This window comes from Hwanghaeella sp. LZ110 (assembly GCF_048892525.1).
Taxonomy (GTDB): domain Bacteria; phylum Pseudomonadota; class Alphaproteobacteria; order UBA8366; family Aestuariispiraceae; genus Pacificispira.
Genome location: NZ_JBLZHT010000004.1, coordinates 232,676 through 252,085 on the forward strand (window position 1 = coordinate 232,676; position 19,410 = coordinate 252,085).

General features: G+C 56.4%; 22 protein-coding genes. 10 read left to right on the top strand and 12 right to left on the bottom strand.

Features of this window, described 5'->3' with window-relative positions:
* Genes ACOSDM_RS09790 through phnG form a run of 7 tightly spaced genes read right to left on the bottom strand, consistent with a single transcriptional unit; the run spans position 1 to position 5,834 of the window.
* On the bottom strand, positions 1-1,206 hold the full coding sequence (locus ACOSDM_RS09790) for an alpha-D-ribose 1-methylphosphonate 5-triphosphate diphosphatase (protein ID WP_420724324.1): 1,206 nt from the start codon (positions 1,204-1,206) through the stop codon (positions 1-3).
* 21 nt (positions 1,207-1,227) lie between these two features.
* Positions 1,228-1,926, bottom strand: a complete 699-nt coding sequence (gene phnL / locus ACOSDM_RS09795; protein WP_420724325.1) for a phosphonate C-P lyase system protein PhnL — start codon at positions 1,924-1,926, stop codon at positions 1,228-1,230.
* Between the two features lie 18 nt (positions 1,927-1,944).
* A complete protein-coding gene (gene phnK, locus ACOSDM_RS09800) occupies positions 1,945-2,736 on the bottom strand; it encodes a phosphonate C-P lyase system protein PhnK (protein ID WP_420724326.1) in 792 nt (263 codons plus the stop codon).
* Positions 2,733-3,617: an alpha-D-ribose 1-methylphosphonate 5-phosphate C-P-lyase PhnJ gene (locus ACOSDM_RS09805; protein ID WP_420724327.1), complete on the bottom strand. Its 885-nt coding sequence runs from the start codon at positions 3,615-3,617 to the stop codon at positions 2,733-2,735. Before ACOSDM_RS09805 ends, phnK begins: the two co-directional genes overlap by 4 nt.
* Entirely contained in the window at positions 3,614-4,717 is a 1,104-nt protein-coding gene (locus ACOSDM_RS09810) for a carbon-phosphorus lyase complex subunit PhnI (protein ID WP_420724328.1), read from the bottom strand. The genes ACOSDM_RS09805 and ACOSDM_RS09810 overlap by 4 nt, the downstream gene beginning before the upstream one ends.
* 4 nt (positions 4,718-4,721) lie before the next feature.
* Complete coding sequence (gene phnH, locus ACOSDM_RS09815; protein ID WP_420724329.1) at positions 4,722-5,324, bottom strand: phosphonate C-P lyase system protein PhnH; 603 nt, start codon at positions 5,322-5,324, stop codon at positions 4,722-4,724.
* A gap of 3 nt (positions 5,325-5,327) precedes the next feature.
* The gene (phnG, locus tag ACOSDM_RS09820; RefSeq protein WP_420724330.1) at positions 5,328-5,834 is read right to left on the bottom strand and encodes a phosphonate C-P lyase system protein PhnG; all 507 of its coding nucleotides are present in this window, start codon (positions 5,832-5,834) and stop codon (positions 5,328-5,330) included.
* 191 nt (positions 5,835-6,025) lie between these two features.
* Between phnG and phnF the strand changes: the two genes are divergently transcribed.
* The 5 genes from phnF to ACOSDM_RS09845 all read left to right on the top strand — a co-directional run bounded on the left by phnF (position 6,026) and on the right by ACOSDM_RS09845 (position 9,492).
* Positions 6,026-6,781 (top strand): phosphonate metabolism transcriptional regulator PhnF, encoded by a 756-nt coding sequence (gene phnF / locus ACOSDM_RS09825; protein WP_420724331.1) that lies wholly within the window; start codon positions 6,026-6,028, stop codon positions 6,779-6,781.
* 66 nt (positions 6,782-6,847) lie between these two features.
* Positions 6,848-7,402 carry a hypothetical protein gene (locus ACOSDM_RS09830; protein WP_420724332.1) on the top strand — a complete coding sequence of 185 codons (555 nt, stop codon included), beginning with the start codon at positions 6,848-6,850 and terminating at the stop codon, positions 7,400-7,402.
* A 73-nt stretch (positions 7,403-7,475) separates the two neighbouring features.
* On the top strand, positions 7,476-8,327 hold the full coding sequence (locus ACOSDM_RS09835; protein WP_420724333.1) for an AAA family ATPase: 852 nt from the start codon (positions 7,476-7,478) through the stop codon (positions 8,325-8,327).
* Positions 8,328-8,500: 173 nt separating this feature from the next.
* Positions 8,501-8,704 (top strand): hypothetical protein, encoded by a 204-nt coding sequence (locus ACOSDM_RS09840; protein WP_420724334.1) that lies wholly within the window; start codon positions 8,501-8,503, stop codon positions 8,702-8,704.
* 26 nt (positions 8,705-8,730) lie between these two features.
* Positions 8,731-9,492 carry an SDR family oxidoreductase gene (locus ACOSDM_RS09845; RefSeq protein WP_420724335.1) on the top strand — a complete coding sequence of 254 codons (762 nt, stop codon included), beginning with the start codon at positions 8,731-8,733 and terminating at the stop codon, positions 9,490-9,492.
* Here ACOSDM_RS09845 and ruvX read toward each other — a convergent pair.
* Entirely contained in the window at positions 9,487-9,954 is a 468-nt protein-coding gene (gene ruvX / locus ACOSDM_RS09850) for a Holliday junction resolvase RuvX (protein ID WP_420724336.1), read from the bottom strand. The genes ACOSDM_RS09845 and ruvX overlap by 6 nt on opposite strands.
* Before the next feature lie 116 nt (positions 9,955-10,070).
* On the opposite strand from ruvX, the gene gatC reads away from it, so the two are divergent.
* Both gatC and gatA read left to right on the top strand, forming a co-directional pair.
* Positions 10,071-10,358: an Asp-tRNA(Asn)/Glu-tRNA(Gln) amidotransferase subunit GatC gene (gene gatC / locus ACOSDM_RS09855; RefSeq protein WP_420724337.1), complete on the top strand. Its 288-nt coding sequence runs from the start codon at positions 10,071-10,073 to the stop codon at positions 10,356-10,358.
* Positions 10,359-10,370: 12 nt separating this feature from the next.
* Complete coding sequence (gatA, locus tag ACOSDM_RS09860) at positions 10,371-11,846, top strand: Asp-tRNA(Asn)/Glu-tRNA(Gln) amidotransferase subunit GatA (RefSeq protein ID WP_420724338.1); 1,476 nt, start codon at positions 10,371-10,373, stop codon at positions 11,844-11,846.
* 65 nt (positions 11,847-11,911) lie between these two features.
* Here the strand turns inward: gatA and ACOSDM_RS09865 are convergent, their stop codons facing one another.
* Entirely contained in the window at positions 11,912-13,204 is a 1,293-nt protein-coding gene (locus tag ACOSDM_RS09865) for an MFS transporter (RefSeq protein ID WP_420724339.1), read from the bottom strand.
* Between the two features lie 167 nt (positions 13,205-13,371).
* Between ACOSDM_RS09865 and ACOSDM_RS09870 the strand changes: the two genes are divergently transcribed.
* The 3 genes from ACOSDM_RS09870 to ACOSDM_RS09880 are packed head-to-tail and all read left to right on the top strand — an operon-like array spanning position 13,372 to position 14,905.
* On the top strand, positions 13,372-13,794 hold the full coding sequence (locus ACOSDM_RS09870; RefSeq protein ID WP_420724340.1) for a hypothetical protein: 423 nt from the start codon (positions 13,372-13,374) through the stop codon (positions 13,792-13,794).
* 15 nt (positions 13,795-13,809) lie between these two features.
* The gene (locus ACOSDM_RS09875) at positions 13,810-14,328 is read left to right on the top strand and encodes a hypothetical protein (RefSeq protein ID WP_420724341.1); all 519 of its coding nucleotides are present in this window, start codon (positions 13,810-13,812) and stop codon (positions 14,326-14,328) included.
* Positions 14,315-14,905, top strand: a complete 591-nt coding sequence (locus ACOSDM_RS09880) for an SCO family protein (protein WP_420724342.1) — start codon at positions 14,315-14,317, stop codon at positions 14,903-14,905. Before ACOSDM_RS09875 ends, ACOSDM_RS09880 begins: the two co-directional genes overlap by 14 nt.
* Before the next feature lie 31 nt (positions 14,906-14,936).
* Here ACOSDM_RS09880 and rfaE1 read toward each other — a convergent pair whose 3' ends face one another.
* The 3 genes from rfaE1 to ACOSDM_RS09895 all read right to left on the bottom strand — a co-directional run bounded on the left by rfaE1 (position 14,937) and on the right by ACOSDM_RS09895 (position 19,318).
* Positions 14,937-16,412 carry a D-glycero-beta-D-manno-heptose-7-phosphate kinase gene (gene rfaE1, locus ACOSDM_RS09885; RefSeq protein ID WP_420724343.1) on the bottom strand — a complete coding sequence of 492 codons (1,476 nt, stop codon included), beginning with the start codon at positions 16,410-16,412 and terminating at the stop codon, positions 14,937-14,939.
* Positions 16,409-17,122, bottom strand: a complete 714-nt coding sequence (locus ACOSDM_RS09890) for a metallophosphoesterase family protein (RefSeq protein WP_420724344.1) — start codon at positions 17,120-17,122, stop codon at positions 16,409-16,411. The genes rfaE1 and ACOSDM_RS09890 overlap by 4 nt, the downstream gene beginning before the upstream one ends.
* Before the next feature lie 63 nt (positions 17,123-17,185).
* Positions 17,186-19,318 carry an HD domain-containing phosphohydrolase gene (locus ACOSDM_RS09895; RefSeq protein WP_420724345.1) on the bottom strand — a complete coding sequence of 711 codons (2,133 nt, stop codon included), beginning with the start codon at positions 19,316-19,318 and terminating at the stop codon, positions 17,186-17,188.
* Positions 19,319-19,410: the final 92 nt, after the last annotated feature.

Genomic DNA, 19,410 nt, shown 5'->3' on the forward strand with positions numbered 1-19,410 from the left:
TCAGGAAACCCGAATGCCGTCGCGCCAGACCCCGCGCAGGATAGGATGGTGCCGATGGTCATGAACCCGCACCAGGTCCCCTTTCAACCCCACCGCAATTTCTCCACGATCTGTCAGTTTGGCGGCCCGCGCAGGATTGCGGGTCACTGTCGCCACAGCCGCTGGCAAGTCCATAGTGTCGGCCTGATCGACAAGCAGGAAGGCAGAATGGACCAGGCTGGCCGGGACATAATCGCTGGAGACAATATCCAGAAGTCCCAGTCTGGCCAATTCAATCGCAGCCACATTCCCCGAATGCGACCCGCCACGCACCAGATTCGGCGCGCCCATCAGAACGGCCAGACCCGCCGCGTGGGATGCTTCCGCCGCTGCGACTGTGGTGGGAAATTCCGCAATCGTCATGCGGTCGGATACGGCCTCGGCAACATGGTCTACGGTCGCGTCGTCATGGCTGGCCAGGGCATGCCCGTGCTGATGGGCCAGATCGACGGCATAGCGACGGTTTTTTTCGCCATACAGGCCCTGTTCCACCCGGCGCTCATCCATATAGACCTTCATCTGTTCGTCGTTGAAGCCCTTTTTGTGTTTGTAATACTGGACATATTTGCTCTCATCGACAAATTGGCGCTGTCCGGGTGTGTGGTCCATGATCGACACAAGTCCGGTCAAGGGGCGGTTGATCAATGGCTGTAGTAAATTTTCCAGATCCGGGAAGCATATTTCACAGCGCAGATGCACCAGATGGCGCGCCTTGAACAGGCCGTCCCTTTCGCCCGTCTCCAGCGCATCACAAATATCCTGCAACGCCTTCAGGCGAATATCGCCTTCGTCAAAGGCCCCAACTGAAACGCTGTCATAAACCGTCGTGATGCCCGCAGATATGATTTGCGTGTCATGGGCGATAGAGGCCGCAACAGACGGCCACACCGCACCGGGGCGGGGCATGATGTGCTTTTCGATATTATCGGTATGAAGCTCGATCATGCCAGGCATCAGATAATCACCCGCACAATCAATGACCTGCGCACCCGGCAGGGACGGAACCGCGTCTCCTTCTTCAATGGCCGTGATCAGACCATCTGTCACGGTCACACGCCCGGCCCCCATCACGCGATCGGCCAGAATTACCCGCGCATTGGCAAAAATGGTTGTCCCGATTGCATCGTGCAGATTGGCGTTCCTGGTGGTGCTTCGAATATCGTTCATGTCCCATTCCATATCTTTTGTTCAGGCGGATACCTTGAAATCGCCAATCGAGAATTCCCGATCACAGACCGCCGCTCGTGTATCGGCATCATGAAAGATGCCAACCAAAGCCCGTCCTGCCGCTTTTGACGATCTGATCAAATCCAGTACCGCCTCGCGATTGGCCTGATCCAGCGATGCGGTTGGTTCATCCAGCAGCATTACCGGATAATCTGCAACAAATCCCCGTGCAATATTCACACGCTGTTGTTCCCCGCCGGAAAATGTCGCGGGGGCAAGGTGCCACAGGGATTCCGGCAAATTGACCCGGGTCAGCATCACGGCGGCCTGATCCCGAGCCGTTGCGCCATCAACGCCGCGCATTATCAATGGTTCTGCAACGACATTCAGGGTCGAAACCCGGGGCACGACCCGCAGAAACTGGCTGATATAGCCCAATGTCCAGCGCCGCACCTGTAAGATGTCCCGTGCATTGGCTTTTGCGATATCGACCCAGCCCCCCTTATGCAAAACCTCTACCTGTCCCCCCTGGCACAGATAATTGCCATAGATCATGCGCATCAGTGTGGATTTCCCCATGCCCGATGGGCCTGCCAAGGCAACACATTCCCCGGCACGGGCCTGCATGGTCAATCCCTTGAAAACCGGCAATGTGATCCCATCCTGATTGTGCAGAGTGAAGGATTTTTCAACATTGGTCAGGCGCAGTAAATCAGTCATAAAAGCTCCCTCCCCGTCTCATGGATGCAAGACAGAGGATACAAGTAGCTGGGTATAGGCATCTTGCGGATCATCCAGGACCTGATCGGTTAGTCCCGTTTCAACGATCAGGCCACGCCGCATCACCACCAGTCGATGGGACAGCAACCGGGCCACGGCCAGATCATGGGTGACGATGATCGCACTGAGCCCCATTTCCGAGACCAGCCCCCGCAACAGATCCAGCAATCGGGCCTGAACTGAAACATCCAGCCCCCCTGTCGGCTCATCCATGAAGACCAGACGCGGACCGGTCACAAGATTTCGTGCGATCTGCAATCGTTGCTGCATGCCGCCGGAGAATGTGTCCGGGCGGTCATCGATGCGGCTGACATCCACTTCGGTCTTTTCCAGCCAATCCAGTGCCTGTTCGCGAATATTGCCATAGTGGCGGGCACCGCCTGCCATCAGCCGTTCGCCCACATTGCCGCCAGCGCTGACTGTCATGCGCAATCCGTCCCGCGCATGTTGATGCACAAAGGCCCAGTCGGTGCGCATCAACATACGGCGTTGAGGCTCTGATACGGTATGCACATTCAATGCGGAGCCGAGGCGATCTGTATACAGAATCTCCCCTGAATCCGGCGTCAGTCGACCGGCCAGACAATTCAACAGCGTTGTCTTACCCGACCCGGATTCTCCGACGATGCCGATCACTTCCCCTGGATACAGATCAAAGCTGATATCAGAACAGCCAAGATGCGGCCCATATGTCTTGGTAACGGATTGGACCGATAGTAAAGGCGTTTGGGCGTTTTCGGTCTCAGTCATTCTGCGGCCTCCTGCCCTGGGCCTTGATAGCCCTGCTGCTGACGTGTCGAACAATGATCCGTATCAGAACAGACGAACATCCGCGTGCCCTGATCATCCATGATCACCTCATCTAGGAAGCTGTTGGTTTCCCCACATAAAGAGCACGGTTCATCCCAGGCCTGAATCTCAAAGGGGTGATCCTCAAAATCCAGGCTGACCACATCGGTATAGGGCGGTACTGCATAGATCCGCTTTTCCCGACCCGCGCCGAACAATTGCAGGGCGGCACAGCGATTCATTTTCGGATTATCGAATTTCGGCGTCGGCGATGGGTCCATGATATAGCGATCATTCACCTTCACCGGATAGGCATAGGTCGTCGCGATATGACCGTGGCGCGCAATATCCTCATACAGTTTCACATGCATCAGGCCGTATTCTTCCAGCGCATGCATTTTACGGGTCTCGGTCTCACGCGGTTCCAGAAAACGCAGCGGTTCCGGGATCGGCACCTGATAGACCAAAATCTGCCCTTCATGCAGCGGCATTTCGGGGATGCGGTGACGGGTTTGGATCAGGGTTGCATCCTCGGTCTTTTCTGTCGTCGCGACTCCGGCGACACGCTGAAAGAATTTACGGATAGAAACCGCATTGGTCGTGTCATCGGCCCCCTGGTCGATCACCTTCAAAACATCGTCAGGTTCTAGAATTGAGGCCGTGACCTGGATACCGCCCGTGCCCCAACCATAGGGCATGGGCATTTCACGCCCGGCAAAAGGAACCTGATAACCCGGCACGGCAACGGCCTTCAGCAAGGCGCGGCGGATCATCCGCTTGGTCTGTTCATCCAGATAGGCGAAATTGTATTCCAGCTCATCGTCTTGTGTTTCCGTACTCATTCTGCGGCCTCCTTTGCTTCGAAGGCTGTACCCTCTTCCACGTGTTTGCGCATTTTCCGCACCAGATTTAGCTCCGACTGGAAGTCCACATAGTGGGGTAACTTCAAATGCTCCACGAAGCCCGTTGCCTGAACGTTGTCACAATGGGACAGGACGAATTCCTCATCTTGGGAAGGCGCTGTGCGCTCCTCTCCCAGTTCCCCTGCCCGCAGTGATCGGTCCACCAGCGCCATGGCCATGGCCTTGCGCTCCCCATGTCCCAGCGCGACGCCATAACCCCGCGTGAATTGCGGCGGCGCAGTCTTGGAGCCCTTGAACTGGTTGATCATATTGCACTCGGTCATTTCCATCTCGCCGATCTGGATGGGAAATCCCAGCTCTTCTGGCTGAAATTCAACCGCTACCCGCCCGACACGAATTTCACCGGCAAAAGGATGGTTCTTGGCATAGCCACGTTGGGTGGAATATCCCAAGGCCAGCAGGAACCCTTCATCCCCCCGCGCCAGGCTTTGCAGCCGGGTTGATCGGTCCATCGGGTATTCGACCGGGGTACGGGTAATATCCCCAGGCTGTGCCTGATCCTTGGATGCTTCAGGTGTCTCCACCAGCCCTTCGCCTGCCAGCAGGTCCAGCACGTGCCGCGCCTGAGGCATCGCTTCATCCATGGAAATCGCTTCCTCTGCACTGCCGCCATCTGCCGCCAGTTTGAAGTCAATCAGCCGATGCGTGTAATCGAAGGTCGGGCCCAGAATTTGACCGCCCGGCACATCCTTGAATGCAGCAGAGATACGGCGATCAATTTTCATTGCGCCAGTTTCGACCGGCAAACTATTGCCGAAACGAGCCAATGTCGTGCGATAGGCACGCACCAGAAAAATCGCTTCAATCATATCTCCGCGCGCCTGCTTCAGCGCCAGGGCCGCCAGATCTGGATCATAAACGGACCCTTCGGTCATCACACGCCCCACGGCCAGCTTCATCTGTTCGCGGATCTGATCCACCGTTAAGTCCGGGGTGGACGTCTTCCCGCGCCGATCTTCGGCCAGCAAGCGATGGGCATTATCAATCGCGCGCTCACCGCCTTTTACAGCAACATACATGGGTCTAAGCCTCCAATCGGGTTAGGCGTGTGCTGCGGGGGATCGCGGCAAGACTGTCTGGTCCCGCGAAAATGGTATCCACCCCCAATGGAAATAGCATCGCATTGCGCTCAAGGGCGTCCCAGGCGTCCGCGGTCATTCCACCAGGTGCAAAATCACACGTTGTTTCAATGCCTGGCCCGGCCAAACGCGCGCCCCCGACCACATCGAATCCGGGCACCAATGCTATGGCTGTCGCAGACCGGTCTGGGTATTCATCCGTGCCAATCGCTAAATCCAGCATAACTTGCGGCAGATCCGCGACCGGGAAAAAAGCGAACTGTGCCTTTGCAATATCCGCATCAAAGGGGGCACCGGTATGGAAGCTGAAATGTCCAATGATACGGTCATTGCGCAGATCTGGCGCCAACCAATAGGGCGTATCTGGATCCATCAGGCTTAAGGCAATGCAGACCGCCGCCCCATTCAAGGGGGCAGGAACCGGGGCCTTCACAGGCAGTAATTTCAATTCACCCGGCCGGGCCATCGCATCCAGAATGGTGCGAAAACTGACTGCAGCATCGCGAACCGGATCTGCAAAGCCGGGGGCCAAATCGGTAAGGGTCATCGTTTAATCCTCCCCCCGCACAAGGGTGAAAAAATCAACCTTCGTCGCCGCAACCTTTTTAGCGCGCGCCATATCCCGCGCCGCCTGTTCGGCCTTTAACGGCTCTATAATTGATTTCATGATTTCCGCCTGGCGATCAGGCTGTTGCAGCATCGCGTCCAACAGGGCACAGCAGCGCGCCTTTTTCTTGTCACGGCCCGCCTGATAAGCATGCCCGACTGTCCCATCAGACAATTTCACACTGCAGCGTGTCACCGTCATTTCGCCCATGTTAAAGGCTCCACCGGCCCCACCGATTCGGCCCTGGGTCATGATCAACCCGCTTTCCGGCTTCCGAAGAAATTCATAATCCGGTTTTTCAGGTACCGCTTCGAACAAGTCTGACAAACGGGCGGAAGGGGCCATGGACAAGACCCCTATCCAGGCTTGCCGGGCGCGCTGGTCATCAGACAAAGGCGCCCGCCAGGACCGATCATCCTCTATATCTGGGTTGGAATTTTCATTCCTCACAAACCGCCTCCTGTTAAGACAAAGATGCCACGACACTCAACAAACCAGTCAAAGGTCTAGACAGTCGTCAATTTTTCGTATAGACGTCTAGACAAATATAAGATGCCTAAGCTTAGACCCAATTGCAAGATCGAAGCATGGCATTGATGATGAAATTCTTGTGACGGGTGGCATAACCAAAGGGGCAAGTCGTGTATCTTTCTGATGGAGAACCAATTTGGCGACAGATTGCCGGCTCATTAGAGGCCGAAATCGACCAGGGCGTCTATGAGCCGGGGGACCGTCTTCCCACAGAAGCCGACCTGTCGCGTCGTTTTGCTGTCAATCGCCACACCGTTCGCCGCGCAATGAGTTACCTTCAGGAAATTGGCAAGGTCCGAATTGAACAAGGACGCGGCACATTTGTCCAAAGTGACCTGATCGAATATCCCATTGGGGAGCGTACCCGCTTCACCCAAAACATCACCAGTGGCAACCGCATGCCCAGCAAGACGCTGCTGCGGACCGAACAGGTCCGTGCCGACGCGGTCATTGCCCGAAATCTGGATCTGCGGAAGGGTGCCCCCGTCGTGCTGTTGGAAGCGGTCAGTGAAGTTGATGGTCGCCCGATCAGTGTTGCCACTCATTACTTCCCCGCAAAACGATTTGCGGGAATGATTGCAGCCTTTCGTGACACTTTATCGATCACCGCCGCCCTGGATGCCTGTGGCGTGCACGATTACAAAAGGTTTTCCACACGCATCACCGCCACAATGCCAACGCGCCAACTGGCGATTCATTTACAGCAACCGCCAACACGCCCCGTCCTGCAGACAGAAAGCATCAATGTTGATCTGGACGGGCGGGCAATTGAGTACGGCCTGTCCTATTATGCAAGTGACCGCACGCAATTGATTGTAGAAAGCGAACCCCTGCGAGAGCACTCGGCCATTAAAAAGCCCAGCTGATCCGCGCGCCATTGGCATAACGCTTGCATAAATACCCTCAATGCAAACCGATTGAGGATTTGGGTTATGCTGGAAGCCGCAGCGTTTAGCCTTTTCAGTGCTGGAGCCTCCCTATTAACGGGAACAGAAAAGCGTCCGGAAAAGGAGGACGTTGCCGATTCTAACGCAAACTCTTTTATCGCCAACCTCTTCAATTCAAATGACAAAGAGATAAAGTCAACCAGCCTGTCCTTTGCCGACATCGCAAAAATGTTCGATGTCACCGGCATATCTCCAACCGAGATTGACCAACTGGCAGGCGCGTTGAAAGACAGCGGTGCTGCCAGTGATCAGGATATCCTGCAGTTACAGACCAAGGGCGCAGAGTTCCTGTCAAATCTGCCGGGCAATTATTACTCTGGCGGAAAACTTGACGAAAAGACCGACCTGCTCGGATTCATGCAATCGGCCCTGTCACAGGCACAGGCGGCTGGAGAGCCAACAGAATCCCTGGCGTCCCAGGTTTCCCTACTCTCCAATCTGGCAGCAGCAAATTCCGCAGGAACCGCGCAAATCAATGCAGGGTTTTCCTCAAATCTGGCTTCTGGAACATTGCGGACTTTGATCGCGCTTCAAGGCTAGAGTCTTGATTGCGCAAGGGGGGCACACTAGGGTCAGTGACCATCCGTAACCCTTGCCCTCAGGATTATCCTCAATGCGCTTTACCAGCACGTCCAGCTATGTCGCCTCCGAAGATCTTGCCGTCGCCGTGAATGCCGCTGTCACACTGCAACGCCCCTTGCTGGTCAAGGGAGAGCCCGGTACCGGAAAGACGCAATTGGCGCGGGAAATCGCAACCGCCCTGGATCGCCCCTTTATCGAATGGCATGTGAAATCCACCACCAAGGCGCAGCAGGGTCTGTATGAATATGATGCCGTCAGTCGCCTGCGCGACAGCCAGTTGGGCGACGAACGGGTCCACGATATCCGCAACTACATCATCAAAGGAAAACTATGGGAGGCGTTCACGACTGATCCGGCCCCTGTCCTGTTGATTGACGAGGTGGACAAGGCCGATATCGAATTCCCCAATGATCTGTTGCTGGAACTGGACCGCATGGAATTCCATGTCTATGAGACAAAGGAAGTGATCCGGGCGGAAAAGCGCCCCATCGTGATCATCACGTCGAATAATGAGAAAGAATTGCCCGACGCCTTCCTGCGACGCTGTTTTTTCCATTTCATCCGCTTCCCTGACCCTGAAACCATGGAACAGATCGTTCAGGTTCACTTTCCCGATATCAAGAAGCGGCTGTTGAGTGAGGCCCTGGCCCTGTTCTTCCAGGTGCGCGAGGTTCAAGGCCTGAAAAAGCGCCCCTCAACCTCTGAATTGCTGGATTGGATCAAGCTGCTGATGGTGGAAGATATCTCCCCCGAAACATTGCGTGAAACAGACCCCAGCAAGGCCATCCCCCCGCTGCATGGCGCATTATTGAAGAATGAACAGGACGTGCATCTGTTTGAGCGTCTGGCCTTCCTGTCCCGCCGGGAAGGATCAAGAGGTTAGGGATTTGGGCTGGTCGTCAAAGCGGGTTTGATCAAGCCAAAGAACGTTTCAGGCCCACTGAATTCCCACCCGATATGGGTTCCGCATTCAACACACAGCGCAACCCGCCATGCGAGTCCCGGAAACCAGGAAAATTGTGTGCTGGGCCGGCCCAACATACCCGCGCCTGGTGCGTGAATAAAACACTGTACCGTGAAGACGTGGCCTGCCGGATTGAAGACCGTGTGTTGATGTGCGCCGCGCCTATGAATGGCGAAACATTGCCGCGTCACTGTGGCATGGCATTTCGCACAGAAAAGACGATCATCGCCCTGCCCTTCCTGCACTTCATTCTTGTCGCTTTGTTCCGTGTCCAGCATGGTGCGCAAACAGTGTGAGTCCCCACCCTATGAGGCAAGCAAAAATGAGCAGATTTAATGGACAACGCGCCATCGTGACCGCCGCTGGGGGCGGCATCGCACGGACCATCGCGGAACAATTACATCGCGAGGGCGCTGCGGTCTTTGCTGGCGATGTTGATATCAAGGGCCTGTCCAGTCTGCCCGATGGGATATCCTATCAACGCTGTGACGTTTCAAACCGCATAGAAGTTGATGCGTTCTTTGATGCCGCCCTAGCCCATCTGGGCGGTGTGGATATCCTGATCAATGCTGCGGGAATAAAGGGACCAACCGGCGTCATTGAAGATACCGATCCCTCCGCCTGGGCTGCCTGCATCGATGTCAATCTGACCGGTGCCTATCATTGCCTCAGGCGGGTATTGGGCCCAATGAAGGCGCAGGGCTCCGGCTCGATCATCAATTTCTCCTCAACAGGCGGCCTGTATGGCTATCCGGAACGCAGCCCCTATTGTGCGGCGAAATGGGCAATTATCGGCCTGACCAAAACGGCAGCTGCAGAGGCTGGCCCATCCGGTGTGCGGGTCAATGCCCTGTGCCCCGGCTCCGTCGAAGGCGACCGCATGGACAGGGTAATTGCGGACGAAGCCTTAACGACCGGAAAAAGTGTTGAGCAGATCCGTGCGGATTATGTGAAAGATACCAGCATGCGCTGTTTCGTGACCGCAGAAGACATATCCGAAATGGCACTGTTCCTGTGCTCAAAGGCAGGTGCACGGGTTTCCGGCCAGGCCATCAGCGTGGACGGCCATACCAGCATGCTATAAGGGCCGCAGCCGCCGTGCGTCCAATGCGCCCTGCAGAATAAAGCTGGCTGCCATTTTGTCGACCACCTGACCGCGCCGTGCGCGGGTCATATCGGCCTGTTCGATCAGTACCCGTTCCACCGCGCTGGTCGACAGGCGCTCGTCCCAGAAGGCGATGGGCATGTCCCATTTCGCGACGGAAATCAGATTGCGGGCGAATTGGCGTGACGACTGACAGCGCTTACCTTCCGTTCCATCCATATTGACCGGCAGGCCGATGACCAGGCCGCCAATACGGCGATCCGCCACGATTTCAGCCAGCCGCGCGACATCCTGCGTGAACTTTGCGCGCCGGATGGTTTCCAGGGGCGACGCAATGCTGCCGGCGGGATCCCCAATGGCGATCCCGATGGTTTTTTCCCCCAGATCAAGGCCTAAAAGGCTAACGCCTGCGGGCAGGTCATAGACGGTTTCTAAGATCATGACTGTGCATAGGGCGCGATCAGCCTTTGGGCAAGCCTGACGACTTGCCGCGCTGGAAGGCGGGTGATAGTTTCCGCGCACAAATTCATCCCGATATTCAACGCAGAGAGCCGCACATGGCCATTGATACCAAAACCGTCGCCCGCGTTGCCCATCTGGCGCGCATCGCATTGCCAGAAGACCGTCAGAACTCGCTGGCGGCAGAACTGGATACGATCGTCGCCTGGGTCGAGCAATTGTCCGAAGTGGATACGGACGGTGTGCAACCCATGTCATCGGCCGTTGAGATGACCGCCCAATGGCGGGAGGATAAAGTGACAGATGGTGGCTATCCGGAAAAGATTGTCGCCAATGCACCAGACCCGGTCGGTGATTTCTTCTCCGTCCCCAAAGTTGTTGAATAGGAGCTGGGGGCGATGAGCGACCTTCTGGATTTAAGCCTGGCAGATGCCCGAGACGGCCTGCGTAAGAAAGCATTCACCGCTGTTGAACTGACTGAGGCCTATCTGGCCGCCATGGATAAGACCAGGGCGCTGAATGCCTATATCACCGAAACACCGGACCAGGCCCGCGCCATGGCTGAAGACAGCGACAGGCGATTGGCTGCAGGTACGGCGGGGCCATTGGAAGGCATCCCCTTGGGTGTGAAGGATCTGTATTGTACCGAAGGTGTGCTGACGACAGCCGCCTCTCACATTCTAGACGGGTTTAAGCCCCCGTATGAATCGACGGTCAGCGGCAAGCTGTGGGCGGCAGGTGCAGTGATGTTGGGTAAGACCAATCTGGACGAATTTGCCATGGGGTCGTCCAACACAACCAGTTTCTATGGGCCCGTCCGCAATCCCTGGCAGGATAAGACCGATCCGAATAAGGCCCTGGTGCCCGGAGGGTCGTCCGGCGGGTCGGCGGCTGTCGTTGCCGCACGTTCCGCCCTGGCCAGCATTGGTACAGATACCGGCGGATCGATCCGCCAGCCTGCGGCCCTAACCGGTACTGTGGGCCTGAAACCGACTTATGGCCGGTGCAGCCGATGGGGTGTCGTCGCCTTTGCCAGTTCACTGGATCAGGCTGGGCCGTTCACACGAACGGTTCGCGATGGTGCGATTATGCTGGGCGCGATGGCCGGACATGACGCGAAGGATTCAACCAGCGCCAATATCGCTGTCCCTGATTTCGAAGCGGCCCTAAAACGAGGCGTTAAAGGGCTGCGTATCGGCATTCCAAAGGAATACCGCCTGAAAAGCCTAGCCGATGAAATCGACGATCTGTGGCAACGCGGCATTGATTGGCTGCGGGCGGCTGGTGCGGAAATTGTGGATATCTCCCTGCCCCATACGAAATATGCACTGCCCGCCTATTACATCATCGCCCCGGCGGAGGCCTCATCCAATCTGGCGCGGTATGACGGCGTACGCTATGGCCTGCGCAGCGAGGGCAAGACCCTGGACGAGATGTACGCGAACACCCGTCGCGATGGTTTTGGCAATGAGGTACAGCGCCGGGTTCTGATTGGCACCTATGTTCTGTCTGCCGGGTATTACGATGCCTATTATCTGAAAGCGCAGAAGGTGCGTGCGCGCATTGCAGAAGACTTCCGCAATGCCTGGTCTCAATGCGACGTCATGCTGACGCCTGCAACACCATCTGCCGCCTTTGGCATAGATGACAAGCAGGACGACCCAATCCAGATGTACCTGAACGATGTCTTTACAGTGACCGTCAATCTGGCGGGGCTGCCAGGAATTGCCGTCCCTGCCGGATTGGACCACAAGGGCCTGCCGCTGGGCCTGCAATTGATCGGCAAACCGTTTGATGAGGAAACCCTGCTACAGACGGCCCAGGCCCTGGAAGACTCGGCACAGTTTTCCGCCGTCGCAGGATTGCGCGCCTAACACCAGCATCACGCGGGCGCATGATGCTGCGGTTTTGCATTAAGCTCACGCGTCCGCGTGATGCTTTAGCGGGGAACCTCCTGGTCTATTTCTTCTGCGATAGCCGGGGCGGCTAAATCCGGGGCATAGGCGGCCTGGGCAGCGCGGGGTTCATAGGCTTCCTGATCCTCCTCCGGCACCGGCTCTTTGCGCATAATACGATAGGCGACAAACAGCCCATAGCTAAAGGCGATCACCACTGCCACATACATATAGGCCGTAACGCCCAGAAAACTGGTCAGTACTGTTGTCGCGCCAGGCAGAACAAAGGCCGATGCGGACCAGGCGAACAACATCGTCATGGACAGTGACACATAATATTGCGGCTCTGCCCGGTCATTGGCATGGGCAGTAGCGACAGCATAAATCGTTTCCGTTGCCCCGGCCCAGATCCCAAACAAGGCAATCATCAGCCAAAGGTTCATTCCTTCCAGCCGCGTACAGATCAATGCGAAAACCACGATGATCACACAGGCAATGATCAGAACGATCCGGCGATCCATTCGGTCCGACAGGGCACCCAACGGCATCTGCACCGCAATCATGCCAAACTGCATCAGGAAAACCAGCAGCCCGATATCAGACTGGGAATACCCTGTTTCCTGGGCATAAATTGGGGCGAAGCCTTGCACCATCATGGTCAACCCACCAACGGCGAGCAACCCAACCAGACCCACAGGGGATATGCGCCACACCGCGCGCAGTGCGACCTTAACGGCCTCTGGCGGCGGCGGGGTGGGTAAATTGGTCAACCCCACCGGCAAAATAGCCAAAGTCCCAAACAGCACCGCGATCATCGGGCCAATCGGTGTTTCAAGGTCAATCCACGCGATCAGATACCCACCAAGTCCGATGCACAGCACATAGGACATATAGAAAATTGCCATAACGCGGCCGCGCCACTCATTGGGGCAGGAATCATTCATCCAGCTTTGCGCGATGATGAACAGGCCCGTCACAGCAAATCCATAGGCAAACCGCGCCCCGATCCACAGGATTGGATCAAGGGTCATGCCGATCAATAGATGGGTCAGCAACATGACCGACGCCAATGTCATGAAGGCCCGCGCATGCCCTACCCGCTTCACAAGGCGCCCAACGGCCAGACATCCCAGGAATCCCCCTGCCGCCATACCTGTCAGTATCCATCCCGCCATCGAGGGGGGATAGCCCAATCCTCCCAACCGGGTCGGCACATAGGCGAATATCAGACCATTCCCAACCGCCACCAGTGCCATGGACAAGATCAAGCCCGCAACGGCAAAGGGCGGTGGGGTAATGACGCGCTGTGACGCCGACAGTCGGGATGTTTGGGTCATACGGCCTCAGCTAAAAAGAATGGTCATCCTCTTTCGGACGATCTGGCCCTGGGGTCAATCCGTTCCATGCGGTCACCTTGTGATAAACCGACTGTGATTTGTGCGGATCAAGAACCCGGCCCTATTCTAACGGCGGTTCAACACACCAAGAGATAAGGTAAGGTTTGATGAAGAAACTGACATTTGCACTGTGTTTCGCCCTATCCAGCTTCGCCCTATCCTCAACCCACGCAGCCGAAGGGCAGCGCGTCACCCTGACAGGGGAGTTGATTGATACCTGGTGCTACACGTCTGAAATCATGTATGCGCTGGGCACCGCCCATCACAAATGCGCTGTGTGGTGTGCCGTGGGCGGCATCCCCGTCAGCATTCGCACCGACGATGATCAGGTTTATGTGATCCTGAAGGTGGAAGAAGATGACACCAGCGTCGCCAATCCTCGGCTGGTGCAGATTCAAACCCATCAGGTCACCGTGAACGCCGACTTATATGCCCGTGACGGTGTGAATTACCTGATTGTCGATCAGGTCGCCGATGATCATGGCATCGTCCATGTAAATCATGAAGACTTTGGCATTCAGCCGTTCTGAGGAGGAGAATAAGTGATGATGAAGCGGTTCCTTCCTTTCCTGATGCTCAGCCTTACAGGTTTTTCCACCCCCATTCAGGCCGCCGATTCGTGGGGCATTAATGGTGAGGAAAAGGCCCGCATTCAAGTCACCGTGGTCGACCTGTTATGTGAGCTGACAGGAAACTGCGCTGATAATTGCGGTGACGGCACACGTCAACTTGGCCTGTTGCAGGATGATGGAACCCTGCTGCTGCCAGCCAAGAATAATGATATTTTCGCAGGCGCAACGGCGGATTTGATCCCCTTCTGTGGCAAGAAGATCGAAGCAGACGGCCTACTGATCAAAAAAGATCAGATCACCATGTTCGCGCTGCAGTTCAAACGGGAATTGCCTGATGGAAAATGGAGCCGCGCCAATTGGTTCACCAAAGACTGGGCCGAACGCAATGGTCAGGATGCGGATCGCTGGTTTGAAAAAGATCCAACGATTAAGGCCGAATTAGAAAGAACCGGTATTCTGGGTCTGCCGGGCGTACCTTATGTCCCGCAATAAGGCCTTTCTGACAGCAGTTCTAATCTTTATCGGGATTGGAACGGCCCGGGCAGATACCGTGTTTCCCCCCAATCTGTTTGGCGGTCCCTTCAGCCTGACAGATGAAAGGGGAAACACGGTCACGAATGCGGATTTTCGCGGTCAATTCATGCTGATCTATTTCGGCTATACATTTTGCCCGGATATCTGTCCCGGCGATTTATCCAGACTGGCAACGGCGTTGGACAGCATGCCACCAGAAAATGCTGATCGGGTGCAGCCGATCTTCATCACCGTCGACCCGGAACGCGACACACCGGACATTACGGGCCCTTATGCCGCCGCCTTTCATCCAAGATTTCTGGGCCTGTCGGGCGCCCCGGACGCTGTGAAGCAGGCAGTTATCGCCTATCGCATCCATCGGGCAAAGGTTTTCCCGGAAGGGGCCGCGCCCGATGATTATCTTGTCAGCCATTCCCCAAATGCCTATCTGATGGGGCCGGATGGTGGGTTCCTGACCCTGTTCCCCCATGACAGCGATCCTTCAGCGATCGCAGCCGCCATCACGGCTTATGTGCAGGATGCCAGTGGCAGCTAGAGCAAACTCAAATCATTCATGGTTGCTCTGGTCACTTCCCTGACAGACGGGCGATGGTGTTGGTGGTGGATTGCCCCTCCACCAATTGGGCCAGAACGATCCGCCCGCCCCAGGATTCTACCTCTTTCGCGCCGACCACGGTTTCCTTGGTATAGTCCGCCCCCTTGATCAGAACATCGGGTTCCAGCGCCTTGATCAGGGTCATGGGGGTGTCTTCACCAAAGATCACGACCATATCGACATCGGCCAGCGCGGCCAGGACACTGGCCCTGGCGACCTCTGCCTGAACCGGGCGGCTGGGGCCCTTCAGGCGCGCGACAGAGGCATCACTGTTCAAGCCCAGCACAAGGCGGTCACACGCCGCCCGCGCCTGAGAAATCAGGGAGATATGGCCTGGATGCAGCAGATCGAAACAGCCATTGGTAAAGCCAACGGATTTCCCCGCCCGTCGCCAGGCGGCAACCCGATCCTGTGCCTCCGCCAGGGTCAGAACCTTGGCCTCCCCCCGTGCGAAACTTTCTTCATGGCTGTCATTTAAGATTTCGCCGGGATAGGCAACGGCGGTGCCGGTTTTCGCAACGACAATCCCCGCCGCCCGATTGGCAAGCGTTGCCGCGTCTTTCTGTGACAGGCCTGCGGCCAATCCCGCCGCCAGGGCCGCAACCACCGTGTCACCGGCCCCCGCCACATCAAACACTTCCCGTGCGCGGGCTGGCAGATGGTCCACGGAAACCGTTCCTGATGGATCCTGCCGATACAGGGTCATGCCCTGTTCGGACCGGGTCGCCAACACGCCCTTCACCCCACTGATGCGAACAACGCTTTCACACGCCGCGATGACAGCCGGATCACTGTCGGTTGGTGCATCACTTGCCAATGCCAGTTCCGCCCTGTTGGGGGTCACCAGATCCGCGCCGCGATATTTAGAAAAATCACGCCCCTTCGGATCCACGATAACCGGACATCCCTGGGCCGTCGCTGCCGCAATCAAATCCTGAATCAGGCGGTCAGACAGCACCCCCTTGCCATAATCAGACAAAATCAGGGCACCGACAGAAGGCAGGGCGGACAAGGCCGCATTGCGCACCGCATCCGCCGTCGGGATTTCCAAGGGGCTGCGTCGTTCCTGGTCGGCACGCAACAATTGCGCGCGCCCGGCCATAAACCGCGTCTTGACTGCTGTCGGGCGGTCGCTGGCAGGAATCAAATGGGCCGTCGCCCCCACGACACCATCAATCAGCCCCTGCACCTCTTGCGCAGCACTGTCATCCCCTACCACACCGACAAGAACACAGCGTGTGCCCAGGGCACAGACATTTCGAGCCACATTGGCAGCCCCACCCAGAGCGGCGCGCTCGCGCGTTACACTCAAGACCGGGATCGGGGCTTCAGGCGAAATTCGCTCAACTTGCCCTTCAACGAACCGGTCCAGCATCACATCGCCGACACACAGCACAGCCGCTGCGCTTATCTGCTCCAGAATGGCCGCAAGATCGGTATCTCTCATTGGTGTTTAATCCTGTCTGGATAGGCATGAAGGAAGGATCCCTCGGTACTCCAGAACAGTCCCGCCGTCAAATATCCCCCCTTCCCGCTGCCGGTATCCAAACCGATCCGGTTGGGGTGAATATCCGGCTTGGGGCTGGGCGAATGACCATGAACGACACATCCCCCAAAATCAGCATCAGAGTGAAGAAAGCGGTCCCGAATCCAGATCATGTCCTCATCGCGTTGATCCGCAAAGGGAATGCCGGGCCGTAAACCTGCATGCACAAAGATATAATCCCCAGCCCGATAGGAAACCTGCAAGCCTTCCAGAAACCGCCAGTGCGCGTCGGGCACCACGGTGGCCAAGACACTGCGGAATTCAATCAGTGCATTGGTGTCATCAAGATCATTTGGTGTCTCAACGCCATAGCTTGCTGATGTCATGTCACCGCCATTACGCAGCCAATGATACCCCTTGGTCAAATCCCCGGCTTGCAGGAATGCCACCATCATTTCTTCATGATTGCCTTTCAGGAAGACTGCGGTGGGATCATCCTGTTGCACACGACACAGGCGATCAATGACCTGAGCGGAATTCGGGCCGCGATCCACATAATCCCCCAGAAAGATCAAACGATCCGTCCTGCCCTGTCTCCTTCGATCAGGGCGATCAGAAATCTGGCACAGCAGATCATTCAATAGGTCCAAATGACCATGAACATCACCCACCGCGATCAGGCATTCACCCTGCGGTGCATAATATTTCGACGCATGGTCCGGGTCCGGAATGCCTTAAGCTCCTGTTTCCGTGGGGGCCTCGCCATAGCTGGCCCATTCTTCGCGACCGCCGCGGTTATCAAGATAATTGGCCAGCGCCACCACAACGGCGCGGTCATACTTCTTGTTCCCATCGGCCAGCAGGATATCCAGTGCCTTATCGACACTCATGCCCGACCGCCAGGCCCGTGCGCTGACCATGCCGACAAAGGCATTGGCGACGGCTGCAATGCGCGCCGTAATGACAATATCCTTGCCCGCCAGACCATCAGGTGTGCCCGTGCCGTCATAGTGTTCCTGCAAGTGGCGCAAGGTATCATAAACCGGCCCATCAAAGTCGATCTTGGACACCAGTTCAGCGCTGGTCAGCACCGATTCCTGGATCATCCTGACCTCTTCATCGGTCAGCTTACCCTGTTTGGTCAACAGTTCTTCGGGTACCGTGATCTTGCCCAAATTCATCAAGCTGCCCGCGATCGCAGCGGTTTCCATCATCACCCGCTCGGCCTGCATTTCCTGCGCAACGGCGCGCGATACTTCACCCACACGAACCGAGTGATTGGCAGAGAATGGATCGCGGCGATCCACGACTGACACCAATGTACCGACCAACTGTCGCATAACGGTTTCGCGCTTTTCGCGTTCCAGCACGCTTTCAGTGATGTCCTGGCTGACCATCAGAACGCCCGGCGGGAAATCTTCCCGTGCGGGAAGTGGCTGGAAATCCGTCCGATAGACCTTGGGCCCATCATTCCCCAATTCCATTTCATGGGTGACGGTCAGACGCTCGTTCTTCGCCAATGCCTCTTTGACCCAGGCATGAATACGCTTGCCCTCAATTGGCCCCAGAATGGCGGAGACGTGCTTGTCAAACATGTCAGACCGATCCATGCGGGACAATTGCAGCGCGGTTTTGTTAAACCAGCGGTAATGACCATTTTCATCCAGGATCACGATGCTGTTGGGCTGGCTGTCGGTCACGGTGTGCATAAAGTTCCGCTGACCCTGGAAACGGTTTGCCAGTTCTTCAAACTTGGCCGCCGCTTCCGTCGCACGCTGGGACGTTCCATAATACCACAGCGCCAGCATCCCGATCAGAACCAGGATGATGATCACCCCGAAAACGATCATCAGCAATTGCAGTCGGTCTTCCGATTCCTTCAGGGCTTCTGCGGTATCCACCTTATAGACCAGCGTCCACGGTACCTGATTGAAGGCCCGGGAGATTGCCAGCACCTCGTTCCCGGCATAGTCGGTAACGGTCGCAAAGCCCCCCACGGTGCGCACCGCCCAGGCCGACGCCAGATTGGGCGTATCAGCCGCCAGACTTTTCTGCAGCGGGGCCGTCCCATCGGCGCGCGGTGTCAGATATTCGATCTTGTTGCCATTCTGACGCACGATCATGGTCTCAGCGGTTTCTTCGGTCGCGCCTGGCTGTTCCAACAGGGGATACAGTTCGTCGGCAATTTCCTTAACGCCAACCACATACCCCAATTGGGATTCCGCTGACTCATCGGCCTGTACCGCATAAACCGGCACAAGGAAGGCCATGGCAGAATTTCCGCGCTCGTTAATGAATACATCGGAAACTGAGGTCACACCCCGTTCCGCCTGTTCCAAAAAGGCCCGGACAGGCCCTTGCAAAGGGGGGAAACCTGAACTGGAAACGATGATGAAATTGTCCATGTCAATCAGGGCCAAGCCAGCGACGCCCGCCTTTTGTACATTGGCATTCACCTGAGGGCCCTGAACATCGCTTTTAAAACCCGCGCGCTCTCCAACCACTTCCAACAAATTGCCCAGATATCCTAATTCTGGCGGGGCATCATCTGCACTGGCGCTGGTGCCGGATTCATGGAAAACGGTCAGATACAACTGCACAGACGCATTATCCGCAATCCCGCGCAAATCTGCCAATTGCCGGTCAATCCAACGATTAATGTCCGTATAACGGCTGTCGATGACGATAGACATACGGCTTTGCCACTGACGCATTTCGCGATCCCGTTCAGACGTCGCGAACTGCATCATCAGAAAGACGCCAACGGCGATGAAAATCGCAACGCCGCCCCCCGTCAGAGCCATTTTCAGGCCGGCGCTCATGCTTGCCTTGCCTGCTTTACTATCGTCTTTGGTCGTGCTGCTCACAAAACCTTCCCCCCGGTCAAATACCTTAAAGCCTGAAACGTTTCTCACCAACGGCGCTCAGACCAATTCGCGTTTTTTCGCGGACCGATAAT